Genomic DNA, 20347 nt, shown 5'->3' with positions numbered 1-20347 from the left:
TGCTGAAGATAGCTCCGGCGCATAGAAGCCGGAGCCATTTCAGAAGTGCAACGTATATTCTTGAAAAGCTTGATATGTATCAAACTACTTTTTGGGCTTGTATAGATGAGGTTTTGTAATGAATTAAATAAACGTGCCGATTTGTTAGGGCGTTAGAGGAGCCAATTTTCCTGCCATGGATAGCTAGAAAGCTCAGTGACACCTTGTGACGTGATCAGCACTTGTTGCTCAAGTTTTATGCCCTCTTTGCCACATTCAGCACCAATATAACTCTCGACACAGACCACCATATTCTCTTCGAATACGCCATCGTATCCGGCACTGTCCCAGTCGTGACCTTGATTGGCAATGGCTGGATATTCATCGCACATACCGATGCCGTGGCTGACGCAACAGTAACGGTTGTGATAGAACTCAGCTGGGATTTGCCACGCTTTTTCAGAGAACTCTCGGTAACTGAGGCCCGCTTTTAATAGTGCAATATTGGTTTGAACTTGTTCATAGGCGAGTGAGTAGAGGCGACGTTGTTCATCGGTCGGTGGCACATGGCCGACGGTCCAAGCGCGTGAAATATCGGCACAATAGCCATAGGGACCAATCAGGTCAGTATCGAAACAGAGTATTTCACCCTCCTGCATTACCCTGTCGCTGGATTCTTGCATCCATGGATTTGTGCGTGGGCCGCTGGCTAACAAGCGGGTCTCTATCCATTCACCGCCATGGCGTATATTTTCAAAATGCAGCCAAGCCCAGAGCTCATTCTCGGTCATGCCTGGCCGTAGTTCGTCATGCATCCGCTGGATACCTTGTTCGCACACCTCGATGGTCCAGCGCATTAATTGAATCTCTTCATCGGATTTTATCTTGCGGGCTTCCTCCATCAGGCTATGGCCTTCGATTAGGGTAAGGCCTTGTTGTTGAAGAAGTTCTAATCCCTCAAGGTCCGCCTTGTCGACCGCTAAGTTTAGATTGCCACCCCCATGTTTTTGTACAAGTTTCGTGATCTCGCTAGCCCATTGTTGAGCCTTTTCGTTGATACGAGAGCCTGCACCAAAATAGCTCCAGTTAATCGCCGTGCGAATTTCATCGATGAGTTCATTTCCTTCGAGGAGGTGCTCGCAGTTGTGAAATTCCCACTGAATGACGGGCCCTTCTGCAAAAACTAAGCTGTAGCGGGCAAAGTTGTGCATTGTCCAGACCTGCATATTCGAGCTGTCGGTGGCATAACGAATATTGACCGGATCATAGAGCAAGATGGCACTACAGTTTTTTTCTATGAGCTGTTTCTTGACTCTTTCTAGTCGGTATTTTCGTGCTGCCTTATGGCAGGCATCAGTGACAGGATTAATCAGGTTTGATTCGTTTTGGTAATGATCGTTACGCGTTAAGGTCATTGTTTTATCTCGCATAGAAATAGGATTTATTTTTATGCGCGTATTTAGGTGTATTGGCTGGGTGGTTGTAAAACGACAACTACTCATCGCCTCATTACCAATGCTCATTAACTTATTGCTTCAGAACAACGAAACATCCGCTAAAGTTGAAAAAATATGAGTGAGGGGAGATAAAGATAGGTTGATTTTTTATGTTGTACTTTCTGCGTTTAGTGACTTCAAGCTACCCATTTTAAAGGTTTTATTCCCTCGTTTAAGTTGTCTGGGTTGAGAGGTAATGAGTTTTAGTCATGTATCCCTGTCAGAAAAGTCGTTTGTCTCAGGCTTTTTGTCGTCAGTATTATCCACTCTGAAAACGCTGCTTTGACCGGTTTCCATAAGCTAGTTTAAGAAATCGTAATGAGCCGTTAACCATAAAAATAAATTCTATCTGTCCAGTGCGGATGGTACTTAAGGTGAGACTCTTAAGATGACGACTACAGTAAAACATCGTATCCCTATGACTGCCCTAGATGCAGTGCGCCAGCCAATAGCCCAAGCTAATGGTATGCCTAATGCTGTGTATGACGACCCATCTCTGTTTGAGTATGAACGTGATAACGTGCTGGGCAAAAACTGGGCGGGACTGGTATTTGCCAGTGAACTACCCAAGAACGGATTTGCGAAGCCGGTCGATTTTATGGGGTTGCCGCTGGCGGTAATGCGTAACCGTGATGGTGAGCTGAAAGTGTTTCATAACATCTGCAGCCATCGCGGCATGATTATGTTGCGTGAAGAGACTGAAGTAGAAGGCATGGTTCGTTGTCCTTACCATTCATGGACTTATGACCTCAACGGTAACTTGAAAGGCACACCGCATATCGGTGGTGTCGGTGTACATACCGCCGAGGGTTTTGTCTGTGAGAAGCATGGTCTGAAAGAGATCCGGGCGGGTGTTTGGAATGGCATTGTATTCATTAACTTGTCTGGTGATGCGCAGGACTTCGATAGCTTTATCCAACCGTTGATTCAGCGCTGGGAAGAATTTACCGGTAAAGGTGGTTTTGATCTGGTCAATGTTGCCCATACGGGTAGCAATATGGAGTTGACGGTTGAGGCCAACTGGAAACTCGCGGTGGAAAACTACTGCGAAGCTTATCATCTGCCATGGGTTCATCCGAGCCTGAATACTTACTCACCACTCGATCAGCACTATAACCTGATTGTTAACGATGATATGTCGGGACAGGGTAGTTATACCTATAACTTGTCTGATGTTGCGGGCACTAGTTTGCCACAATTCAGCGATTGGCCTGCCGATAAAATCCGTCAGGCTGAGTATATCTCTCTGTATCCCAATGTTCTATTAGGTGTGCAAGCAGACCATGTTTTCTCGATCATTCTGCAGCCGCAAACGAATAGCCGTACTTTGGAAAAACTTGAACTGGCCTATGTCGGTGAAGAGGCAACTGGTGACCGCTATGAAGCTTGTCGCTCTGCTGTTCTTGAAAGCTGGAAAGTGGTGTTTGGCGAAGACGTATTCGCGGTTGAAGGGATGCAAAATGGGCGTAAATCTCCAGCCTTCCAAGGCGGTGTTTTCTCGCCGGTATTGGATGGCCCGACGCATCACTTTCATCAGTGGGTCGCGAAGCAGTATGGGCGTGATGCCGAGCAATAATTAGTTTTATACAGACTGTGCTGAGGGAGGTGCGCCACTGCGTACCTTCCTGATAATAACAACAAAGTGATTGATGCCATGACTAAGATGACTGAAAACTGGCTTAATTTTATTGGCGGTGACTGGGTGGATGCGGCCGATAAAATTGAGGTTTATGACCCTGCTACTGATGAAGTGTTTGCCACCATTGCACGCGCTAACACAAATGATGTTGAGCGTGCTGTCGCTGCGGCTCGCCGCTGTGTGAATTCCGGCGTATTGACCGACTGTCGTCCGGTAAAACGTGCTGAGATGATGTCTCGCATTGCCGATGAGATTCGTCATATCGCCGATGAAGCGGCGCCGTTACTGGCGCGTGAAAATGGTAAGTCACTGAATGATGCCCGGGAAGAGTTTCTGATCGCCGCCCGTTATTTTGATTATTACGGCGGCATGGCCGATAAAATTGAAGGTAAATCTATCCCTTTGGGTAAAGATTATATTGATTTCACTTATTACGAACCGGTTGGCATCTCGGCTCAAATAGTACCTTGGAATTTCCCTGTGGATATCTGTGCTCGTTCATTGGCACCGGCTCTGGCTGCAGGGAATGCCGTCATTGTTAAATCCCCAGAAATCACACCGCTGGCGATGACCTGGCTGGCCACTGCCTGCAAACGGGCGGGGCTGCCTGATGGAGCGCTGAGTATTCTTTGCGGACCCGGTCGTGAAGTAGGCAATGCGCTGGTATCTCACCCTGATATTAACCAAATTGTATTTACTGGCTCGGTTCCGACTGGTCAGTCCATCCTTAAAGCGGCGGCAGAAAACGCAATACCCAGTGTTATGGAGTTGGGTGGTAAATCTGCAGCAGTTGTTTTCCCGGATGCGGATATTGATCAGCTATTGGACAGTGTCCGCTGGGGGATCTTCTTTAACGCAGGGCAGGTCTGCTCAGCCATGTCTCGCCTGCTGGTTCATCGTGATATCTATGAAGAGGTCGTGACTAAAGTAGCCGAGCTGGGCAACGGGCTGAGTATTGGTCCCGGGATGGATAATGCTGAGGTAACGCCCGTGGTATCAAGACAACAGCAACAGCAGATATTACGTATTTGTGACCGGGCTGCCAGTGAAGGCGCTCGCCTAGTGACAGGAGGTCAGGCGCCTGCTGACTTGAAAGGGTATTTTATCGAGCCAACCGTATTTGCCGATGTAACACCTGAGATGAATCTGTTTACCGAAGAGGTGTTTGGTCCGGTATTGGCCATCACGCCATTTGATACTGAAGAGGAAGCGTGGGCTCTTGCCAATGGGACAGACTTCGGTTTGGTAGCGGGTGTCTTCACCCATGATCTGACGCGTGCGATTCGTGCCAGTCGGGCGCTGAGAGCGGGGCAAGTGTTCGTTAATGAGTGGTATGCCGGAGGTGTCGAAACGCCCTTTGGCGGGCTAGGTTTGTCCGGCTTTGGTCGAGAGAAAGGCCAGGAAGCACTCTATAGCTACGTTAACACTAAAAATGTCGCGATCCGCGTTACTAATCCTTCTCAATAAATCCACGTCGTCGAAAGCAGGAGAATACCGATGAAAAAATGGCTCTGTGTGATCTGTGGTCTTATCTACGATGAAGCGAAAGGTTGGCCGGCGGATGGTATCGCTGCGGGAACCGCTTGGGAAGATGTTCCAGAAGACTGGCTGTGCCCTGATTGTGGTGTCGGTAAAGCCGATTTTGAAATGATAGAAATAACCGCTGATGCAGCAGCGGTTGCGGTGGCTGAAGCAGCGCCACAGAAACAAGCACCGGTCGTTATCATTGGCAGTGGGTATGCGGGATATAACTTAGCAGAGGCGCTACGTCAGCGTTCTCCCGATAAGGACATTCTGCTGTTCACTGCTGATGATGGCGCCAACTATTCTAAGCCTGGGCTATCGAATGCACTGGCGCGGGATAAGCGTGCAGTCGACCTCATCTCTGAAACGGTATTGGAGATCGAACAGCGACTGAATATACGCATACATGCTCGCTGTAAAGTAACGCATATCGATGCGGATCAACATCTGTTGCATACCGACTTAGGCGTACAACAGTACAGTAAGTTAATTCTGGCGCAAGGCGCTGCACCGATTAGGTTACCGCTGCAAGGTAGTGGGGCTGAAGACGTCTTGAGTATCAATGATTTGAATGACTATCGCCATTTTCGTGATCAGTTGGATGGGTGTCAGCATGTCACCATTATTGGTAATGGCCTTATTGGATGTGAGTTTGCGAATGACCTTTCTAGTAGAGGCTATTCGGTGGCGGTGATCGGTTTGACCGGTTGGCCGATGGATCGTTTGCTACCGAAAGAGATTGGGCAAAAACTTCAAACCAATCTGTCAGCACAGAACGTTGACTGGTATTTGGACAATACGGTTGAGAACGTTGCTAAGCAGGGCGAAGGATATCGTCTGACCCTGAGAGATGGACAGGTCATTGATACCGGGCTGGTTATCTCTGCCGTAGGGCTTAAACCTCGTACTGACTTAGCTGAAACGGCGGGCGTTACCTGCAATCGGGGGATTGTTGTTAATGGCGGGTTACGTACTAACGTTGCTGATATCTATGCCTTGGGCGATTGCGCGGAGATTCAGGGGCAGTTGTTGCCGTATATCGCACCGATCAATTTTGGGGTGCGGGCACTGGCCGACTGTCTTTTAGGGCGTCCAACCATGGCGCAGTATCCGTTGATGCCGGTCATGGTGAAAACGCCCGCTCTACCGCTGACGTTGTTAACACCGGCACCGAATCAAACGGGCGAATGGCAGGTTGAATCGACCGAAACGGGGATGCGTGGCTTGTATGTTTCGAGTGATGGTCGGGTTCTGGGTTATGCATTGGCGGGTGACCTTATTGGAGAGCGCCAGCAGTGGACAGATAAAGTAGCCGCCGCCGATGCACTATCGGTCGCCTAATCTTTTAGCCCTGAGTTTAGATGATTTGATACCTGTCGATTCGATAGTGGGCGTTAGCGCCTACTGTCCAGTTCTATGCTGAAGGTCGTAACAGGTTATGAACAATAATTAGAAAATTAGATAGCTGGATCGTCATATGAAAAAGATAAAACTACCTGCTGATGATAGTAGCTGTGGCTGGTTTGAAATTCTGCCGCCGGAATACAGACAACATTTATCGGCTACAACGCCTGTTACCCATATTGAGCAAACGGACTGGCTAGTGATCGGTGGTGGCTTTGTGGGAACGGCTGCCACCCGTCGGTTGGCTGAGCTGAATCCTGAACAACGGCTGGTGCTGGTGGATGCGCAGAAGATTGGCCACGGAACTTCCGGCCGTAACTCGGGTTTCGTGATCGACCTGCCGCACAAAGGCGACTTGGAAGGGCCAGATCTTCAGCGGAAGAAGAAGTTTATCCAACTCAACCGAGCTGCGATTAGCTATATGGAAGAGAAGGTAAACCAATACGGTATTGATTGTCAGTGGTCCCATGCCGGTAAGCTACAGGGAGCGGTTAGTGAGCGTGGAGTAAAATTTCTCGAGCACTTTCAGCATCTGTTAAAAGAACTAGATGAACCCTATCAGATGCTCAATGGGCAGAGTCTGAAAGATAAAGTGGGTACTAGCTATTATGAACAGGCCCTCTTTACGCCTGGTTGTATTCTGATGCAACCCGCGGCATTAATGCGTGGTTTGTTGATGCACATGCCGGAAAATGTCACTTGTTGGGAGAATACGCCCGTACTTAAGCTGGAACGAGCTGCTGGTGGAAAGTGGGTTGCAAAGACCGCTGAGGGCGAAATTCATGCGAAGAATGTGATTCTTGGTACCAATATATTCACTGAGCAGCTGGGCTTTTTGAAATCGCGGATGCTGCCGATCATGACGTTTGCCAGCATGACGAGACCGCTAACGGATGCCGAGTTTGAGGCATATGGCGGTACGACAGACTGGGGGCTGACGCCCGCAGACCATGCGGGTACGACGTTGAGAATGACTCAAGACCGACGGTTGATTGTACGCAACCAATATCGTTTTGTGCCTAATTACGGTAGTCATGCAGAGGAGCGTAGCAAAATTCATGACCTACACCGGCATGCCATGGTCGCTCGCTACCCGATGTTGCAAAATGTGCCTTTCGAAAATACCTGGGGTGGTGTTTGTGCTCTGTCGCGTAATTACACATCGTTCTTTGGTGAGCTGGAGTCTGGGTTATTCGCGTCATGCTGTCATAACGGTGTAGGGGCCGCGCGGGGCACGATTTCCGGAAAGCTATTAGCCGAGTTGGCATCAGGCGGAGACTCTGAGTTGCAGCGGCATATGCAAGAGGTTTCAGGAATGCCTGCCTTGGTGCCACCGCAACCTTTTCTGGGTATCGGTGTGCGTGCCCGCCTGAAGTTGGCTGAGTGGCAAAGCCGCAGTGAAGTCTAATCGTTATTTAGAGAGTAATTTATGACAAAGGCGCGTTTAGTTAAAGGGAGCGAGATCAGTTTTACTCATCGTGGTGGTCCGCCGGGACATGCTGAAGTCGGGCGGGCAATCTCAACCGATATAAGTTCTAGTATGGGGGCTGGAATCGCCCGTTTTGATAACTGCTCGATTGCATGGACAGTACTCTATGATGAGGTGGTTTATGTGGTTGAGGGGCTGTTTCGTTTGGTTACGCCTGATGCGGTACTCGAAGGGGAAGCTGGCGATGTTATTTGGATACCGGAAGGAACGGAGCTGCGGTATGAAGGTGAAAACGCGACTGTTTTTTATGCCGTCTATCCGGGAAATTGGAAAGAGTTACTAAGAGACTAAAGCGGATTGCTTTGTTTCTAGTGGCTAAGTGTTACTACCTTGAGTGCCGGTTTAAAAATCACTTAGCAGGATGGTGGCGTGTTATGTCACAGGCCGCAATAGTTTTGTCTGCCCCCCTACGTTATGTAGGCTTTTACCGCTTAAGTCAGAAGTTAGCCACTTTTGGCTTAAGCGTCTTTTTAAGTCCAGGTTGTTTCATTTTGCAGCGGATCTAATATTACCGATACCTTTGAGTGAAGCTGAACAACCAAACTCTTATTTCGTTTTGAAAGCGAGTCATCACCGCTTCACCATATCCTCGAAAAATAATAGTGCTCATTAACTGACTTTTCATGTGAATCGCAGCGGATGTCTTTGAAGCACGAACCTTATGACCTTTTGATAATCCGGAAAAACGATATAAACTGGCAAGAATGACCAAAAAAACTGGATATTAGCTATGGATACCGTTTTGCTGGAGACTTTCCTGGAAGTAACCCGCACCCGCAACTTCAATAAGGCGTCAGGCAATCTATGTGTTTCTTCATCGACCATCAGCGCGCGAATTAAGCAATTAGAAGAGCTTCTTGGTCTGACCCTGTTTGTTCGCCGACACCACGAGATTGGTTTGACGCCGGCGGGAGAGCGTATGGAGCGTCACGCACGCTTCATTCTTAGCGCTTGGGAACGAGCCTACGAAGATACAGCCCTGAGTGAGCGACACCAGCGACGGTTGGTGATTGCCGGAGTTTCGAGTCTTTGGGATATTTTTCTGCAGGATTGGCTCAACGATATTTATCAAAATGTGCCAGCGTTAGGCTTACGGGCAGAAGAGAGCACACCGCTTAGGGTGGTCGAGAAGTTGGAACAAGGGATGATAGATGTCGGCTTTATGTATGAGCCACCTCAACTGCAAGGGATGGCAGTACAAGAGGTCGTTAGTGTGCCGCTGGTGTTAGTCTCGAGCCAACAGGAGATAACCGTTGAACAGGCGGTGTCTGAAGGTTATGTGCGGGTAGAGTGGGGAACAACTTTCGCTGCGCTTCACGAAGCACATTTTCCTCAGCGGCCCTTAGCACCGGTAAGAGTGAATAGTGGTAGGGTGGCACTGAACTTGATTCTAAGTTGTGGAGGAGCAGCCTACTTACCATTACCGACGATTGAATCAGAGCTAGACGATGGGCGGCTTTATCGTGTTGATAGCGCGCCGATAATCGAGATGAAAGCCTATGCTGCCTATAATTTGCACGGCGAACATCGAGATTTAATCGTTAATTTATTAGGGCGGTTTACTCAAAAAAAGGTGGCTCGTTAGTTGTCATTGATAGTCCAGACGCTCTTTCTTATGAGGCTATATTTACTCAGCAATAGATCTATCACGACAAAATAGATGCTCTTATGGGGGGCGGGATAATTTATTGTGCTGCTACACAATGCTAAATTGGCGGAAAAGCATTCAGTGATGTCATACAAGCAGCTATTCAATAAACCAATTCACAACAACGCACAGTGAACGCGATATTTTTAGGCAAGGTTTTTAAAGATGGTGGTTTTGGGAAAAGTGAAAAAGGTACTTAATAAGTATCTTTCCTTTGTGTTGGTGGAAGCGGCGGGTGGCGACCCCGTGTAGCTAACTACTTGTTTTCATTGAGTTGAATTGAAGCTGTAATTCAATAATGGCACACCAAAGTGGCACAAATCAACACAAAGTGCCACTTTTTAGTCTAGGTTTGGTGTCTCTTCGATAACGGCAGAAAGCTTATAGAAATAATTCATAGAAAACTGATTTGTAAGCACGATGGCGTTGCGTAAAAAGCTATGAATTAAGAGCCACTACATAGGGCTTTCAGCCGTATTTAGACCTTTATGAAAAACTTGGGCTAAAACGTTACTCTTTTCTTTTATTTACTCAGCATCAGTACACCGGTTTAATATGAGAGAATGGATGAATGATGTGCGCCCTGAATAGGTGTATGGAAAAATCGATCCTGATAATACACCTCACATCGAGGGGTACCGTTATTTTGACCGCGTCATGAGGAGTTCCAATGCATAATCGACAACCCCAGCAAACTTTGCCATCCATTACGACTCTCGACGATTTGGCGCCGCTGGTAAGCTATTCGTTGATGGATTGCCTCAATGCCGATCCGGACGCAACACCCCACGGGGATGATCACTATCAGCGCCAAGTATTTTCGGGTCACTATGTACCGGTAAAACCCACGCCGATTGCCGATCCAGAGTACGTCGCTCATAGCTCTGGACTGTTTAACGAATTGGGTTTCGCTGACAGCATGGCTCAGTCTGACGATTTTGTGCGGATGTTCTCGGGTGATATCTCTCAGGTGCCGGAGCCGATGCGAAAAGTTGGATGGGCCTGTGGTTACGCGCTGTCTATCTACGGCACCGAATACGATCAGCAGTGCCCGTTCAAAACCGGAAATGGTTACGGTGACGGCCGCGCAGTCTCCGTGCTTGAGGCGGTTATTAACGGTCAACGCTGGGAGATGCAACTCAAAGGCGGCGGCAGGACACCGTACTGCCGCGGCGGTGATGGTCGTGCTGTGCTGCGTTCCAGTGTACGAGAGTTTCTGGCGCAGGAGCATATGCATGCCCTTGGCGTGCCAACCTCACGCTCACTGAGTCTGTATGTGTCAAAGACTGAGCAAGTTAGACGTCCCTGGTATTCCGAAGGTTCGCATTCGATGGATCCTGACACGATGGTATCTGAGGCTGTTGCTATCTCGACCCGTGTCGCACCATCGTTCCTGCGTGTCGGTCAGTTGGAACTCTTTAGTCGCCGTGCCCGCAGGCAGGTGCATCCGCACGCGCTGCAGGAACTGGAGATGATTGTGCGACACCTCATCGAACGTGAGTACGCCGATGTTATTGATAACACTCTGCCCCTTGCTGAAAAAGTGGTGTTGCTCGCAGATGTGTTCCGCGACCGTTTGACCTCGTTGGTGGCGAACTGGGTTCGTGTGGGTTTCTGTCAGGGCAATTTCAATAGTGATAACTGTGCCGCTGGTGGTTTCACTCTCGATTACGGTCCCTTTGGATTCTGTGAACGTTTCGACCCCCAATATCAGCCTTGGACCGGTGGCGGACAGCATTTCTCCTTTCTTAATCAACCGGTAGCCGCAGAACGGAACTTCCATATGTTCTGGACCGCCCTACGATCTCTGCTTGCTGCGGATGAAGCGGCCCTGCAGCAGCTCGATGAGATTCGCGGCGACTTTGAAACCGTGATGCAAACGAAAATGAGAAAGATGTGGGCTGAAAAGTTGGGTCTCGACACATTTGATATGCCATTGTTTAGAGAGCTAGCGGCGCTGATGATGGAAACATCGGTGGATTACACCATCCTCTTTCGTGAACTGTCGCATCTGCCTGACGATATTAGTCCACTCCAGAAAAGCTTTTATAAAGGGCCAAGCTATCAGACAGACTCCGCAGTGTTGGATCAGCGCTGGGCTGAGTGGCTGACAGCGTGGAATGCACTGATCGACAGTCAGTCTCTCTCCCGTGATGAGATCTCAGTGCAGATGAAGCGCGTTAATCCAAAATACAGCTTGCGTGAGTGGTTAGTGGTGCCCGCTTATCAGCAGGCCGCTGTGGGTAACTATGCGCTGCTAAGAGAACTGCAAGAGGTGATGACTCAGCCTTATGCTGAACAATCGCAAGCGGTGGAAGATAAATACTATAGGCTGAAACCGGCTGAGTTTTTTGAACTTGGGGGCATGTCTCATTATAGCTGTTCGTCGTGAGTGCTTGGTAAAGGATGGAAAGCTGGTTGATACGACCATCGTTGAAGCGCCGACTTCGAGGAAGAACAAAATAGGAGAGCGTGATCCTTTGAATTACGAGTTTGAGATATGTTTGGATTGGCCGCGTTACTTAGCAGACAACCCAATGAATGAAGAGCATCAGCGTCGGTTGAACTTACGCTGAGTGCTCCTTCAAGTCATAGACTGCATAAATGTGTCACACTTCGGCGTTGAATTCGAAAATTGATATTATATTGACAATATTTAGATCATTAATATGGGCATAATTCATACGCATCTAGGCCCTGACCTATTTTCGAGTGACGATGTTTTTATTCACAGCGTAGGTTGGTTTTAGCCCTTTAGAGAGACTCATGACTATCTGCTCAAGCGCAATTCTTCGGCTCTCCATTAGAGATTCTTGCGATAGAAAACCGACATGAGGCGTTACAATGACATTCTCTAGCGAGATCAGTTGACTGTTGTGGTTGGCTTCATCCGCGAGCACATCTAATCCAGCTGCCGATATTTTTTTAGATCGAAGGTTCTTGATTAATGACTCTTCATCAATGAGTCCACCGCGCGCTGTGTTGATTAAAATGGCGCCATCTTTCATCTGTGAGAATGTTTCTTCATTTATCATGTTCTCTGTTTTAGGTAATAGTGGCGTATGAAGAGAAATAATATCAGATATCGCGAGCAGTTCTTCCAAGGAGCTACACTTAGTAATCGTAAGCGTAGACTGCTCACACCCTAGATCGCTTCGGTTACCTGAGAGTCATTGAGATTGATATTCCAAGGCAGCAGACTTTCAATATCTGTGGTCTTGGTATTGTTGATCCGTTTTAGCACGGCTGTCAGGTAAGCCTTTGGGTCGATACCGTTGATCTTCGCTGTGCCCATGATGCTATAAAGCGCAGCACCATAATGCCCCCCATCCTCAGAACCGGCGAATAGGTGATTCTTCCGCCCCAGCGCTAGTGGGCGAATAGCCCGCTCAGCGGCGTTGTTGTCTATTTCTATACGGCCATCATCAAGATACCGCGTCAGGCTATCCCATTGTTTGCGAGCATAGTTGATCGCTCGTCCCAAAGCCGAGCCTTTAGAGCATTGTCGAAGGGTCTGATCTAACCAGGTATACAGATCGTCCATCAAAGGTTTGGCATTTTTCTGCCTATCATGTTGCCGTTCATCCGGCGGTTTACCCTTGATCTGTTTTTCAACTTGATACAACGCGTTTATTCGTTCAACGGCTTCCAGCGCAACAGGGCTTTTTGTCGATTCAGCAAGCTCGAAGAACTTTCTGCGGACATGAGCCCAGCAACCCGCTCGCGTGATGCCGGACTGAACGGCAAGGTTATAACCCGCATAAGCATCAGTCTGGATGATCCCGCGATAACCCTTCAAGTGAGCGGCAGGTTCTTTTCCTGACCGGGTGGTACTGTACTGGAACCAAACAGCAGGCGCTGCATCACCGCCCCAGGGACGATCATCTCGTACGTAGTTCCAGTAGCGCCCCGTTAGGGTTTTGTTATTTCCGGGCTTGAGCGTTGGTGCCGTTGTATCATCTGCATGGAGTTTGTGTGCTGACATCACATGCGTGCGGATGGCCTGCACCAAGGGCTCTAACAGCGCACCGGCACGGCCAACCCAACCCGCTAACGTCGAACGATCCAGTTCGATATCTGAACGCTTGAAGCGTCCTTCCTGACGATAGAGTGGCAAGTGATCTGCGTATTTATCAACGATGACCTGAGCGATCAGTGCAGCCGAGGCGATCCCTTTATCAATGACGCGTTCTTGCGCAGGTGCTTGAGCGATCTGATCGCAAGCACTACAGCCATACTTAGGGCGAACCTGTTGCAGAACCACATACTGTTCCGGCACCACGTGCAGCATCTCAGAGAGGTCTTCCCCGATTAGTTTCATCTTCCCTCCACAGTCAGGACAGTGACAGCTTGCGGGTTCATGACGGCGCTCTTCACGCGGGAGTGATTCGCTAAAGCGTTTACGGCCGCGCGAGGTGGAAGATGACCGCGCAGACACTATGGAGTTTGGCGATATCTGAGCGATCGCTGTTTCGGTATCTTCGATCAGAAGGTCAAGCTGATCAGTACTATCCGTGCGTTCACTGGAACGGCCAAAGCGGTTCCGAAGCAGCGCAGCAAGACGTAGCTCAAGATGCTCATTTCGGGTCCGCTCCATCGTCAGGTTCTGCTGCATAGAAAGCACTATCTGCTTGAGCAGTTCAGGATCATTGGGCAGGGAATCAGCGGTCATTTTCATGAGGTATATTTTATCAGAATACCCTCTGAAATCCCCGTATTTATTAGATTTTCAAGCAGACAAATGTGGTCGATTAGTACGTTTGGGAGCTCTCCAGTCTATCCCTTCGAGCAGCATAGAGAGCTGCGCAGTCGATAGGTGAATAACGCCATTTTTCGCCTGAGGCCAAACGAATCGGCCCTGTTCAAGACGCTTATAAAACAGGCAGAGTCCTTGACCGTCCCACCAGAGCACTTTGATCCGGTCACCACGCCTTCCTCTGAACACAAAGAGCTGCCCTGAAAAGGGATCTTTATCAATCTGATATTGGACAACACCAGCAAGACCATCAAAGCCTTTGCGCATATCCGTATGACCGGCGATCAGCCAAACACGTGTACCTGAAGGTAACCCCATCATACCAGTGCCCTCAAGATCTGACCGAGCTGGGTATCCGTCGGATTACTCAAATTGAGCTGATGGCCTGAGTTAAACCGGATACTCATAACTGACATAGAGGGCCGTGTCGACTCTGGTGTCTGCGCACATGGTTGGTGATTTGGCGCGTGCTGATCAGTTGAATCATCAACAACAATCATAGGTATCATGGGCGAGTTTGCTTTCTTCACCCAGCGAGCCTCGTTCCGAAACTCTCTAATCCAGTTCGACAACATATTTGCGTTGATGTCATATTCACGCGCAATAGCCGCCTTAGACTCAGGGCCTGTAATCGCTTCATGAACTATCTTGAGTTTCAGTTCGGGGGGATATCGACGTCGTGGCGGTAGTGTGGATTTATGCATGTTACGTTCCCATCTATTTTTAAATGGGAACTTCGCATCTCACTTATTTTCAAGCAACGTGTGAGCAGTCGACGCTTACATAACATCTGCGGCTTTGTAATACCCTATCGCTTCAAATATTTTTGCCAGCTTCTCCGTTTCCATGGTCGAGATGTCTTCTTTCAGAACCAGAACATTCACTGTAACCGTTTCACCATCTTTTTCCCTTTCAACGGTTTTCTCTTCATAGAAAGACATAACCACAGTGTAAATTTGCTGCTTGGTAGCTTCTCGAGTGAGCGATTGGAGCTTTTCGTGATTAAGTTCAGAAGGACACTTCAATTTAAAACATTTTCTTTGCGTTTTTTCGCCTTTTTGTGTCAGTACATTACCCGCAGAAGTTAATAGCTTAACTTTTTTCAGAAGTAGCTTAACTTTTTCATCCTGAGCACCGTGAGCAACAATGGCATCGTTCAATTTTATAGCGATGAAATTAATGTCTTCCATCAAGTAAGTGACGGTTGTCTGAGTTTGTTTGATTACCTCATTCAACATCAGCTCCCTGCGCTTTGTTTTATCGAGCTCATTCGCACCAGTCAGGTGCTTAATGCCTTTGTATGCACCAACCCCGATTAAGACAGCAACGCCAATACCTGTGGCCATACTTGAAAAGCCTAAAACACCTCCTAAACCAATAGTCGCCAAACCAGAAGTAAGGCCAGCAGCCGACATTCCAACAACAGAGCCTGAAAGGTACACCGCAGCCAGAGGAACGCCAACGGCTCCAGCCTTAGCGCCTAGGGGACTATGTCGAGGTACTTTATCCAACGGCCCCCCAAATCTGGCTCCCCCTGCCTTCTCCTTGGAGCGAACATGACTTTTGTGAAGCCTTGAAAGCCCGAAAAGTATTAGTTAAACCCGGTAGCGCATTCTCCGTATCACGAGATGTTGCCTCCCACCATATAAGAATCGCCATCAGTTCAGCCAAGAGCTGCTTCGAGTTAGAGAAGGCGCTGAAGATTATTCGAGAACTACTAGACAGCAAAGCCAGCAACTAAGAACAATCAATCCACTTCTAACTTAGTAACTTATAGAGATAATTCTTATACCGTTGCAGTGATGGAAAGACACCTCGAGCTTTGTTCACTTAGTCGATGATGCAGACATAAAAACCGCATGATCTGACAGCTGTTGGCGCATTAAAAATTGGCGCGGGTAGCTTGCCAACCAACAGTCGGCCAGCTACCCGCATTGGCATCAACAGGCATACTTGCACCCAACCAGTCTACCCATACTTGCCATGGTAAGTATGGGGTATTCAGCGGGTACCGACGACGGAATTCAGGAAGCCAATCGTTCATATAGCATGCTACATGTCTACACATGAAGCTCAACGGTATCGACCCAAAAGCCTACCTGACAGCCGTGCTAAAACGGATCAACAATATCAAGACCACAGATATTGAAAGTCTGCTGCCTTGGAATATCAATCTCAATGACTCTCAGGTAACCGAAGCGATCTAGGGTGTGAGCAGTCTACGCTTACATTAATGAGGTTTTAGATCCTATCTAAGCTGTTGGCGATTCCTGTCGGTAATATCAGGCTGAAAGAGTGTGGATCAAAACTCTTTTTCTGTGATGCGGTCAAACTGCCAGGCTTCGTTCTCAGTAATGTTGAGCATAATTTCCTTCATTAAGTCACGGATGGCTTGTCGTGGTGAATCTGTCATTAGGCGTTTGCTTTCACACAGACAGACCTTACGTTGTACAGGTGGATTCTCGATGGCCACACTAGAAAGTAGGTTATGTTCTATATAGTTACGAATTGGTGCGTGAGAGAGAATGGAGTAGGCATGGCCCTCTAACGCCATTGTTAATAGGCCATAGGATGTATCCATCTCATATACAACATTGAGATTAATGCTGGCATCGTTAGCCCAACGATCCAGAACCAGACGCAAACCATGAGGAGAGCGAGTCGATACAATGGGTAATTGAATCAGTTGTTTGGCTTCAATACTGCCGCTTTGCAGTAGGGGGTCATTGAGTTGTCCAACTAAGTGTAAGTTTTCACTCAGAAGACTCTCCGCATAATAATCGTCGGTTTCACTGACGTTAAATAATACGGCCAAATCCAGCCGTCCTTCTCGCAGTAAGCCTGCTAAATCACCACTCATTGATTCGGAAACGATTAACTTGATATCTGGGTATTTTTTCTTTGCTGTGACGATTAGCTCTGGCACAAAGATAGGACAGATCGACCCCGGTAGACCTATTTTAACCTCTCCGTATAAGGTGTCAGATGACGCACTGAACTCCCGTTGTGTCTGATTGGCTAGCTCTACAATCTGTCGAGCACGAATGGAAAATTTTTGTCCGGCAGGTGTTGCGCTTACCCCTCTGGGACTTCTTTTTAGTAGTTTGATTCCTAAACGATCCTCTAGGATACGAACATGCTGACTCAATGCGGGTTGGGCGATGTTAAGTGAGCGTGCCGCACGGGAAAAACTACCCAGATCCAGTACCCGCAAAAAGCTCTTGATATGTTTTAGTTCCATTCCACTTCCCCTTAGTTTCTGGTTAATTTATTCAAATTACCAGATCGATCTATTATTTCAAATTAAAATAATTAGTATTTTAATATTGTATTTCTTTATATGTAGATGACTCTATATAGTTTAGAAGTGAGATGCTGAGCTAATGCATCGTTCCCATTAGATAGAAGGATAATAAAAATGAAACTAATGACATTGATGAAGGGTGTACTGGGTACCTCTTTAATTCTTGGTATGGCTGCCCCTGCGTTGGCTGAGTTTCCAGAAAAGCCGATCACTATGGTCGTAGGTTTTAAAGCCGGTGGTGGAAGTGACACGGCAGCCCGTTTAATGGCCTCTGAGTTAGAAAAATCCCTGGGCCAGAAAATTATTAATGCATAATTATTGCTTAGACAACTTAGATCATCGATATCCATTAGGACCCCTTCAACCTGAAATGGCATACCGATTGTGACGTACTGAAACATCAAATTGTCAGTCAAGCGGTCTAGTTCAACTACAAAAACAACAAAGGTTTAGTCATGATGAATGTAAAAACACTCACTAAAGCCAGCATACTCATCGGTGCTACAGCACTCTCTTCTACCGCCTTCGCTGGATTATCAGGAAAAATTAATGATACTGAATGGAAAGTTGGTGGCTTTGTAGAGCTAGAAACAACGGTTCAGGACACAAAAGGTGCTGGAAGTGTCTCTGATATGACCGCCAGACGGACCCGAGTTGATCTGAGAACTTCAACCGATACCCCAGAGGGCAAAGCCACGGGGCGTCTCGAGTTTGATTTTGCAGGCAAAACAAAAGATAAAGATTTAGTCCCCCGTATTCGTCATGCAGTTATAAACTGGAATGGCTGGACCTTTGGTCAAACACTGAGTACCTTCAGTAATTTTGAGGCGTACCACAAGTCAGTAGATGATGCGATGCCCGCGCCACTAGTGCCGAGTACTGGGTACATTCACTCGTCAAACCCTCTCGAACGTAATCCACAAATAGCCTACGGACAAAAGTTTGGCGAAGGCTTTAGCTATAAAATTGCTGTTGAGAAAGCAGATAAGCCCTTAAGAACTGAATCATCGACGGATTTCTTTTATGCTGGCCGCTTAGCCTATAACAACAAAGGCCCCTTTGCCGCGTCTATCGCGCTCGCATCTTATAAAGATACCAGCGACGAAAACCAATGGCGTGCCGCTCTCGGTGCCCGTTATCAATTAGGCAAGGTCAGCTTTCGCTTAGGGCATAACTATGATGATGGCGTTGACGGTACAGTAACCTCTGGCTCTGTCCGCTATAACTTTGATAAAAACAACTGGGTTAGCGCAATCCATGAACATGCGGAAATCGACGGCCCCATCGGCACTGGCGAAGGAGACCGTAGCTACCTCAACTATTATCGCCAGTTAACCAAGACTGTACAGGTTGGCTTTGAATATATGGACTTTAATGGCAGCACAACCGAATATGATACTTACCGTGTTGATATTAAAAAGACTTTCTAATGATTAAGGTCTTCAATGAAAGGGGGCCGTTGACAACGAGCCCCCTTTTCCCTTATTGCATACACTAACCTCTCTTTTTGATGGTAAGCGTGGACTGCTCACACGTTGCCTGAAAATAAGTGAGATGCGAAGTTCCCATTTAAAAATAGATGGGAACGTAACATGCGTAAATCCACACTACCACCACGACGTCGATATCCCCCCGAACTGAAACTCAAGATAGTTCATGAAGCGATTACAGGCCCTGAGTCTAAGGCGGCGATTGCGCGTGAATATGACATCAACGCAAATATGTTGTCGAACTGGATTAGAGAGTTTCGGAACGAGCTAGCGCTACAATCTGTCGAGCACAAATGGAAAATTTTTGTCCGGCAGGTGTTGCGCTTACCCCTCTGGGACTTCTTTTTAGTAGTTTGATTCCTAAACGATCCTCTAGGATACGAACATGCTGACTCAATGCGGGTTGGGCGATGTTAAGTGAGCGTGCCGCACGGGAAAAACTACCCAGATCCAGTACCCGCAAAAAGCTCTTGATATGTTTTAGTTCCATTCCACTTCCCCTTAGTTTCTGGTTAATTTATTCAAATTATCAGATCGATCTATTATTTCAAATTAAAATAATTAGTATTTTAATATTGTATTTCTTTATATGTAGATAACTCTATATAGTTTAGAAGTGAGATGCTGAGCTAATGCATCGTTCCCATTAGATAGAAGGATAATAAAAATGAAACTAATGACATTGATGAAGGGTGTACTGGGTACCTCTTTAATTCTTGGTATGGCTGCCCCTGCGTTGGCTGAGTTTCCAGAAAAGCCGATCACTATGGTCGTAGGTTTTAAAGCCGGTGGTGGAAGTGACACGGCAGCCCGTTTAATGGCCTCTGAGTTAGAAAAATCCCTGGGCCAGAAAATTATTGTTACCAACCGAGGCGGTGCTGGTGGCGGTGTCGCGGCGGCCTATATTCGCCAGCAGCCCAAAGATGGTTACACTATAGGTTTTGCCGTCGCGACGACCTTTGCATTTGACCCCCTATTGGGTAATGTGGCTCACGGTTTAAACGATTTTAGCTATATTGCGGCTCCCCATGGTTATCGTAGTGTGTTTGTCAGTCCGATTGATGCCCCTTACAAGGACTTTAAAGGAATGATCAGCTACGCAAAAGAGCGCGGATGGCTGAACTACGCTTCTATTATTCCTCTGGATCGTATGATCATGAATTATATCGGCAAGCAAGAGGGGCTGAAGGTCAATATCGTACCGACCCGAGGTGGCTCTGGTGCCCGTCAGGCAGTACTGGGTGGACATGTGGATGTTAGCTTCTCAGGTTCAAATGCATTGCCAATGCACGAACAAGGCGCAGTAAGAATTGTCGCATCTGCTTTACCGACGGGGATGCCTGATTATCCTGATATCCCTTCTCTAAAATCCCTGGGTTATGACATTTACTCTCGTAACTATGCGGTATTTTTTGGTCCAAAAGATATCGATGAACAGGCCCGTAAAAAGCTAGAAATGGCTATGGCTCGTGCCGTGCGTTCCCCGATTTACTCTGATTATGTGCGTAATAAATTCCGTGGCCGTGAGATATTTCTTTCCGGTGATGAGTTAAAGGCAGAGCTTGAGATGCAAGCAAAGGACTTCCGTCATCTGCTTAAAGCGACGGAGGAGTAAGTT

The 20347-nt window shown here is 47.6% G+C and carries 21 protein-coding genes and 1 pseudogene; 13 read left to right on the top strand and 9 right to left on the bottom strand.

The genetic code is table 11. The features are described 5' to 3' along the window. Nucleotides 1-152 precede the first annotated feature (152 nt). Nucleotides 153-1394 (bottom strand): M24 family metallopeptidase, encoded by a 1242-nt coding sequence (locus tag AC0L4K_RS17625; RefSeq protein ID WP_473267396.1) that lies wholly within the window; start codon nt 1392-1394, stop codon nt 153-155. Between the two features lie 469 nt (nt 1395-1863). On the opposite strand from AC0L4K_RS17625, the gene AC0L4K_RS17620 reads away from it, so the two are divergent. From AC0L4K_RS17620 to AC0L4K_RS17585, 8 genes and pseudogenes are all read left to right on the top strand, one after another. Then, nucleotides 1864-3051, top strand: a complete 1188-nt coding sequence (locus tag AC0L4K_RS17620) for an aromatic ring-hydroxylating oxygenase subunit alpha (protein ID WP_417228406.1) — start codon at nt 1864-1866, stop codon at nt 3049-3051. A gap of 78 nt (nt 3052-3129) precedes the next feature. Next, nucleotides 3130-4581 (top strand): aldehyde dehydrogenase family protein, encoded by a 1452-nt coding sequence (locus AC0L4K_RS17615; protein ID WP_473267395.1) that lies wholly within the window; start codon nt 3130-3132, stop codon nt 4579-4581. Nucleotides 4582-4611: 30 nt separating this feature from the next. Continuing rightward, a pseudogene (locus AC0L4K_RS17610) lies at nt 4612-4773 on the top strand (rubredoxin); the annotation flags it as partial. Next, nucleotides 4762-5979: an NAD(P)/FAD-dependent oxidoreductase gene (locus tag AC0L4K_RS17605; RefSeq protein WP_473269249.1), complete on the top strand. Its 1218-nt coding sequence runs from the start codon at nt 4762-4764 to the stop codon at nt 5977-5979. The pseudogene AC0L4K_RS17610 and the gene AC0L4K_RS17605, both read left to right, overlap by 12 nt. 136 nt (nt 5980-6115) lie before the next feature. Continuing rightward, on the top strand, nt 6116-7450 hold the full coding sequence (locus AC0L4K_RS17600; RefSeq protein ID WP_473267394.1) for an NAD(P)/FAD-dependent oxidoreductase: 1335 nt from the start codon (nt 6116-6118) through the stop codon (nt 7448-7450). A gap of 21 nt (nt 7451-7471) precedes the next feature. Further along, entirely contained in the window at nt 7472-7822 is a 351-nt protein-coding gene (locus AC0L4K_RS17595; RefSeq protein WP_417228409.1) for an ethanolamine utilization protein EutQ, read from the top strand. A gap of 439 nt (nt 7823-8261) precedes the next feature. After that, entirely contained in the window at nt 8262-9116 is an 855-nt protein-coding gene (locus AC0L4K_RS17590) for a LysR substrate-binding domain-containing protein (protein ID WP_473267393.1), read from the top strand. Between the two features lie 733 nt (nt 9117-9849). Beyond that, nucleotides 9850-11571 (top strand): protein adenylyltransferase SelO, encoded by a 1722-nt coding sequence (locus AC0L4K_RS17585; protein WP_473267392.1) that lies wholly within the window; start codon nt 9850-9852, stop codon nt 11569-11571. A 310-nt stretch (nt 11572-11881) separates the two neighbouring features. On the opposite strand, the gene AC0L4K_RS17580 is transcribed toward AC0L4K_RS17585, so the two are convergent. The 6 genes from AC0L4K_RS17580 to AC0L4K_RS17555 form a co-directional block, all read right to left on the bottom strand. Beyond that, entirely contained in the window at nt 11882-12283 is a 402-nt protein-coding gene (locus tag AC0L4K_RS17580; RefSeq protein ID WP_473267391.1) for an NAD(P)-dependent oxidoreductase, read from the bottom strand. A gap of 41 nt (nt 12284-12324) precedes the next feature. Further along, on the bottom strand, nt 12325-13857 hold the full coding sequence (gene tnpC, locus AC0L4K_RS17575) for an IS66 family transposase (protein ID WP_473267390.1): 1533 nt from the start codon (nt 13855-13857) through the stop codon (nt 12325-12327). Nucleotides 13858-13908: 51 nt separating this feature from the next. Beyond that, nucleotides 13909-14256, bottom strand: a complete 348-nt coding sequence (gene tnpB / locus AC0L4K_RS17570) for an IS66 family insertion sequence element accessory protein TnpB (RefSeq protein WP_473266752.1) — start codon at nt 14254-14256, stop codon at nt 13909-13911. Next, nucleotides 14253-14639 (bottom strand): IS66-like element accessory protein TnpA, encoded by a 387-nt coding sequence (gene tnpA / locus AC0L4K_RS17565; RefSeq protein ID WP_473266831.1) that lies wholly within the window; start codon nt 14637-14639, stop codon nt 14253-14255. Before tnpA ends, tnpB begins: the two co-directional genes overlap by 4 nt. Before the next feature lie 75 nt (nt 14640-14714). Beyond that, complete coding sequence (locus tag AC0L4K_RS17560; protein ID WP_473267389.1) at nt 14715-15446, bottom strand: hypothetical protein; 732 nt, start codon at nt 15444-15446, stop codon at nt 14715-14717. A 371-nt stretch (nt 15447-15817) separates the two neighbouring features. Continuing rightward, entirely contained in the window at nt 15818-15979 is a 162-nt protein-coding gene (locus tag AC0L4K_RS17555) for a hypothetical protein (RefSeq protein ID WP_473267388.1), read from the bottom strand. Between the two features lie 22 nt (nt 15980-16001). Here AC0L4K_RS17555 and AC0L4K_RS17550 point away from each other — a divergent pair, with 22 nt between their 5' ends. Further along, the gene (locus tag AC0L4K_RS17550; protein ID WP_473267387.1) at nt 16002-16142 is read left to right on the top strand and encodes a transposase domain-containing protein; all 141 of its coding nucleotides are present in this window, start codon (nt 16002-16004) and stop codon (nt 16140-16142) included. 95 nt (nt 16143-16237) lie between these two features. Here AC0L4K_RS17550 and AC0L4K_RS17545 read toward each other — a convergent pair whose 3' ends face one another. Beyond that, on the bottom strand, nt 16238-17176 hold the full coding sequence (locus AC0L4K_RS17545) for a LysR family transcriptional regulator (RefSeq protein ID WP_473267386.1): 939 nt from the start codon (nt 17174-17176) through the stop codon (nt 16238-16240). 177 nt (nt 17177-17353) lie between these two features. Here AC0L4K_RS17545 and AC0L4K_RS17540 point away from each other — a divergent pair, with 177 nt between their 5' ends. From AC0L4K_RS17540 to AC0L4K_RS17530, 3 genes are all read left to right on the top strand, one after another. Further along, on the top strand, nt 17354-17554 hold the full coding sequence (locus AC0L4K_RS17540) for a hypothetical protein (protein ID WP_473267385.1): 201 nt from the start codon (nt 17354-17356) through the stop codon (nt 17552-17554). Nucleotides 17555-17694: 140 nt separating this feature from the next. Further along, nucleotides 17695-18669 carry a DcaP family trimeric outer membrane transporter gene (locus AC0L4K_RS17535; protein WP_417227817.1) on the top strand — a complete coding sequence of 325 codons (975 nt, stop codon included), beginning with the start codon at nt 17695-17697 and terminating at the stop codon, nt 18667-18669. A gap of 162 nt (nt 18670-18831) precedes the next feature. Then, nucleotides 18832-19086 (top strand): transposase, encoded by a 255-nt coding sequence (locus AC0L4K_RS17530; RefSeq protein ID WP_473267384.1) that lies wholly within the window; start codon nt 18832-18834, stop codon nt 19084-19086. Here the strand turns inward: AC0L4K_RS17530 and AC0L4K_RS17525 are convergent. Beyond that, the gene (locus AC0L4K_RS17525) at nt 18977-19219 is read right to left on the bottom strand and encodes a LysR family transcriptional regulator (protein WP_473267383.1); all 243 of its coding nucleotides are present in this window, start codon (nt 19217-19219) and stop codon (nt 18977-18979) included. The genes AC0L4K_RS17530 and AC0L4K_RS17525 overlap by 110 nt on opposite strands. A gap of 177 nt (nt 19220-19396) precedes the next feature. Here AC0L4K_RS17525 and AC0L4K_RS17520 point away from each other — a divergent pair, with 177 nt between their 5' ends. Then, a complete protein-coding gene (locus AC0L4K_RS17520) occupies nt 19397-20344 on the top strand; it encodes a tripartite tricarboxylate transporter substrate binding protein (protein ID WP_473267382.1) in 948 nt (315 codons plus the stop codon). Nucleotides 20345-20347 lie beyond the last annotated feature (3 nt).

The organism is Amphritea sp. GJ51-11 (assembly GCF_055808735.1).
This window is presented reverse-complemented; position numbering and strand designations above follow the sequence as displayed.

Coding starts and splice junctions, on each gene's coding strand:
- AC0L4K_RS17625 (WP_473267396.1), bottom strand. CDS start 1,394: ATGACCTTAACGCGTAACGATCATTACCAAAACGAATCAAACCTGATT.
- AC0L4K_RS17620 (WP_417228406.1), top strand. CDS start 1,864: ATGACGACTACAGTAAAACATCGTATCCCTATGACTGCCCTAGATGCA.
- AC0L4K_RS17615 (WP_473267395.1), top strand. CDS start 3,130: ATGACTAAGATGACTGAAAACTGGCTTAATTTTATTGGCGGTGACTGG.
- AC0L4K_RS17605 (WP_473269249.1), top strand. CDS start 4,762: ATGATAGAAATAACCGCTGATGCAGCAGCGGTTGCGGTGGCTGAAGCA.
- AC0L4K_RS17600 (WP_473267394.1), top strand. CDS start 6,116: ATGAAAAAGATAAAACTACCTGCTGATGATAGTAGCTGTGGCTGGTTT.
- AC0L4K_RS17595 (WP_417228409.1), top strand. CDS start 7,472: ATGACAAAGGCGCGTTTAGTTAAAGGGAGCGAGATCAGTTTTACTCAT.
- AC0L4K_RS17590 (WP_473267393.1), top strand. CDS start 8,262: ATGGATACCGTTTTGCTGGAGACTTTCCTGGAAGTAACCCGCACCCGC.
- AC0L4K_RS17585 (WP_473267392.1), top strand. CDS start 9,850: ATGCATAATCGACAACCCCAGCAAACTTTGCCATCCATTACGACTCTC.
- tnpC (WP_473267390.1), bottom strand. CDS start 13,857: ATGAAAATGACCGCTGATTCCCTGCCCAATGATCCTGAACTGCTCAAG.
- tnpB (WP_473266752.1), bottom strand. CDS start 14,256: ATGATGGGGTTACCTTCAGGTACACGTGTTTGGCTGATCGCCGGTCAT.
- tnpA (WP_473266831.1), bottom strand. CDS start 14,639: ATGCATAAATCCACACTACCGCCACGACGTCGATATCCCCCCGAACTG.
- AC0L4K_RS17555 (WP_473267388.1), bottom strand. CDS start 15,979: ATGAACGATTGGCTTCCTGAATTCCGTCGTCGGTACCCGCTGAATACC.
- AC0L4K_RS17550 (WP_473267387.1), top strand. CDS start 16,002: ATGAAGCTCAACGGTATCGACCCAAAAGCCTACCTGACAGCCGTGCTA.
- AC0L4K_RS17545 (WP_473267386.1), bottom strand. CDS start 17,176: ATGGAACTAAAACATATCAAGAGCTTTTTGCGGGTACTGGATCTGGGT.
- AC0L4K_RS17540 (WP_473267385.1), top strand. CDS start 17,354: ATGAAACTAATGACATTGATGAAGGGTGTACTGGGTACCTCTTTAATT.
- AC0L4K_RS17535 (WP_417227817.1), top strand. CDS start 17,695: ATGATGAATGTAAAAACACTCACTAAAGCCAGCATACTCATCGGTGCT.
- AC0L4K_RS17530 (WP_473267384.1), top strand. CDS start 18,832: ATGCGTAAATCCACACTACCACCACGACGTCGATATCCCCCCGAACTG.
- AC0L4K_RS17525 (WP_473267383.1), bottom strand. CDS start 19,219: ATGGAACTAAAACATATCAAGAGCTTTTTGCGGGTACTGGATCTGGGT.
- AC0L4K_RS17520 (WP_473267382.1), top strand. CDS start 19,397: ATGAAACTAATGACATTGATGAAGGGTGTACTGGGTACCTCTTTAATT.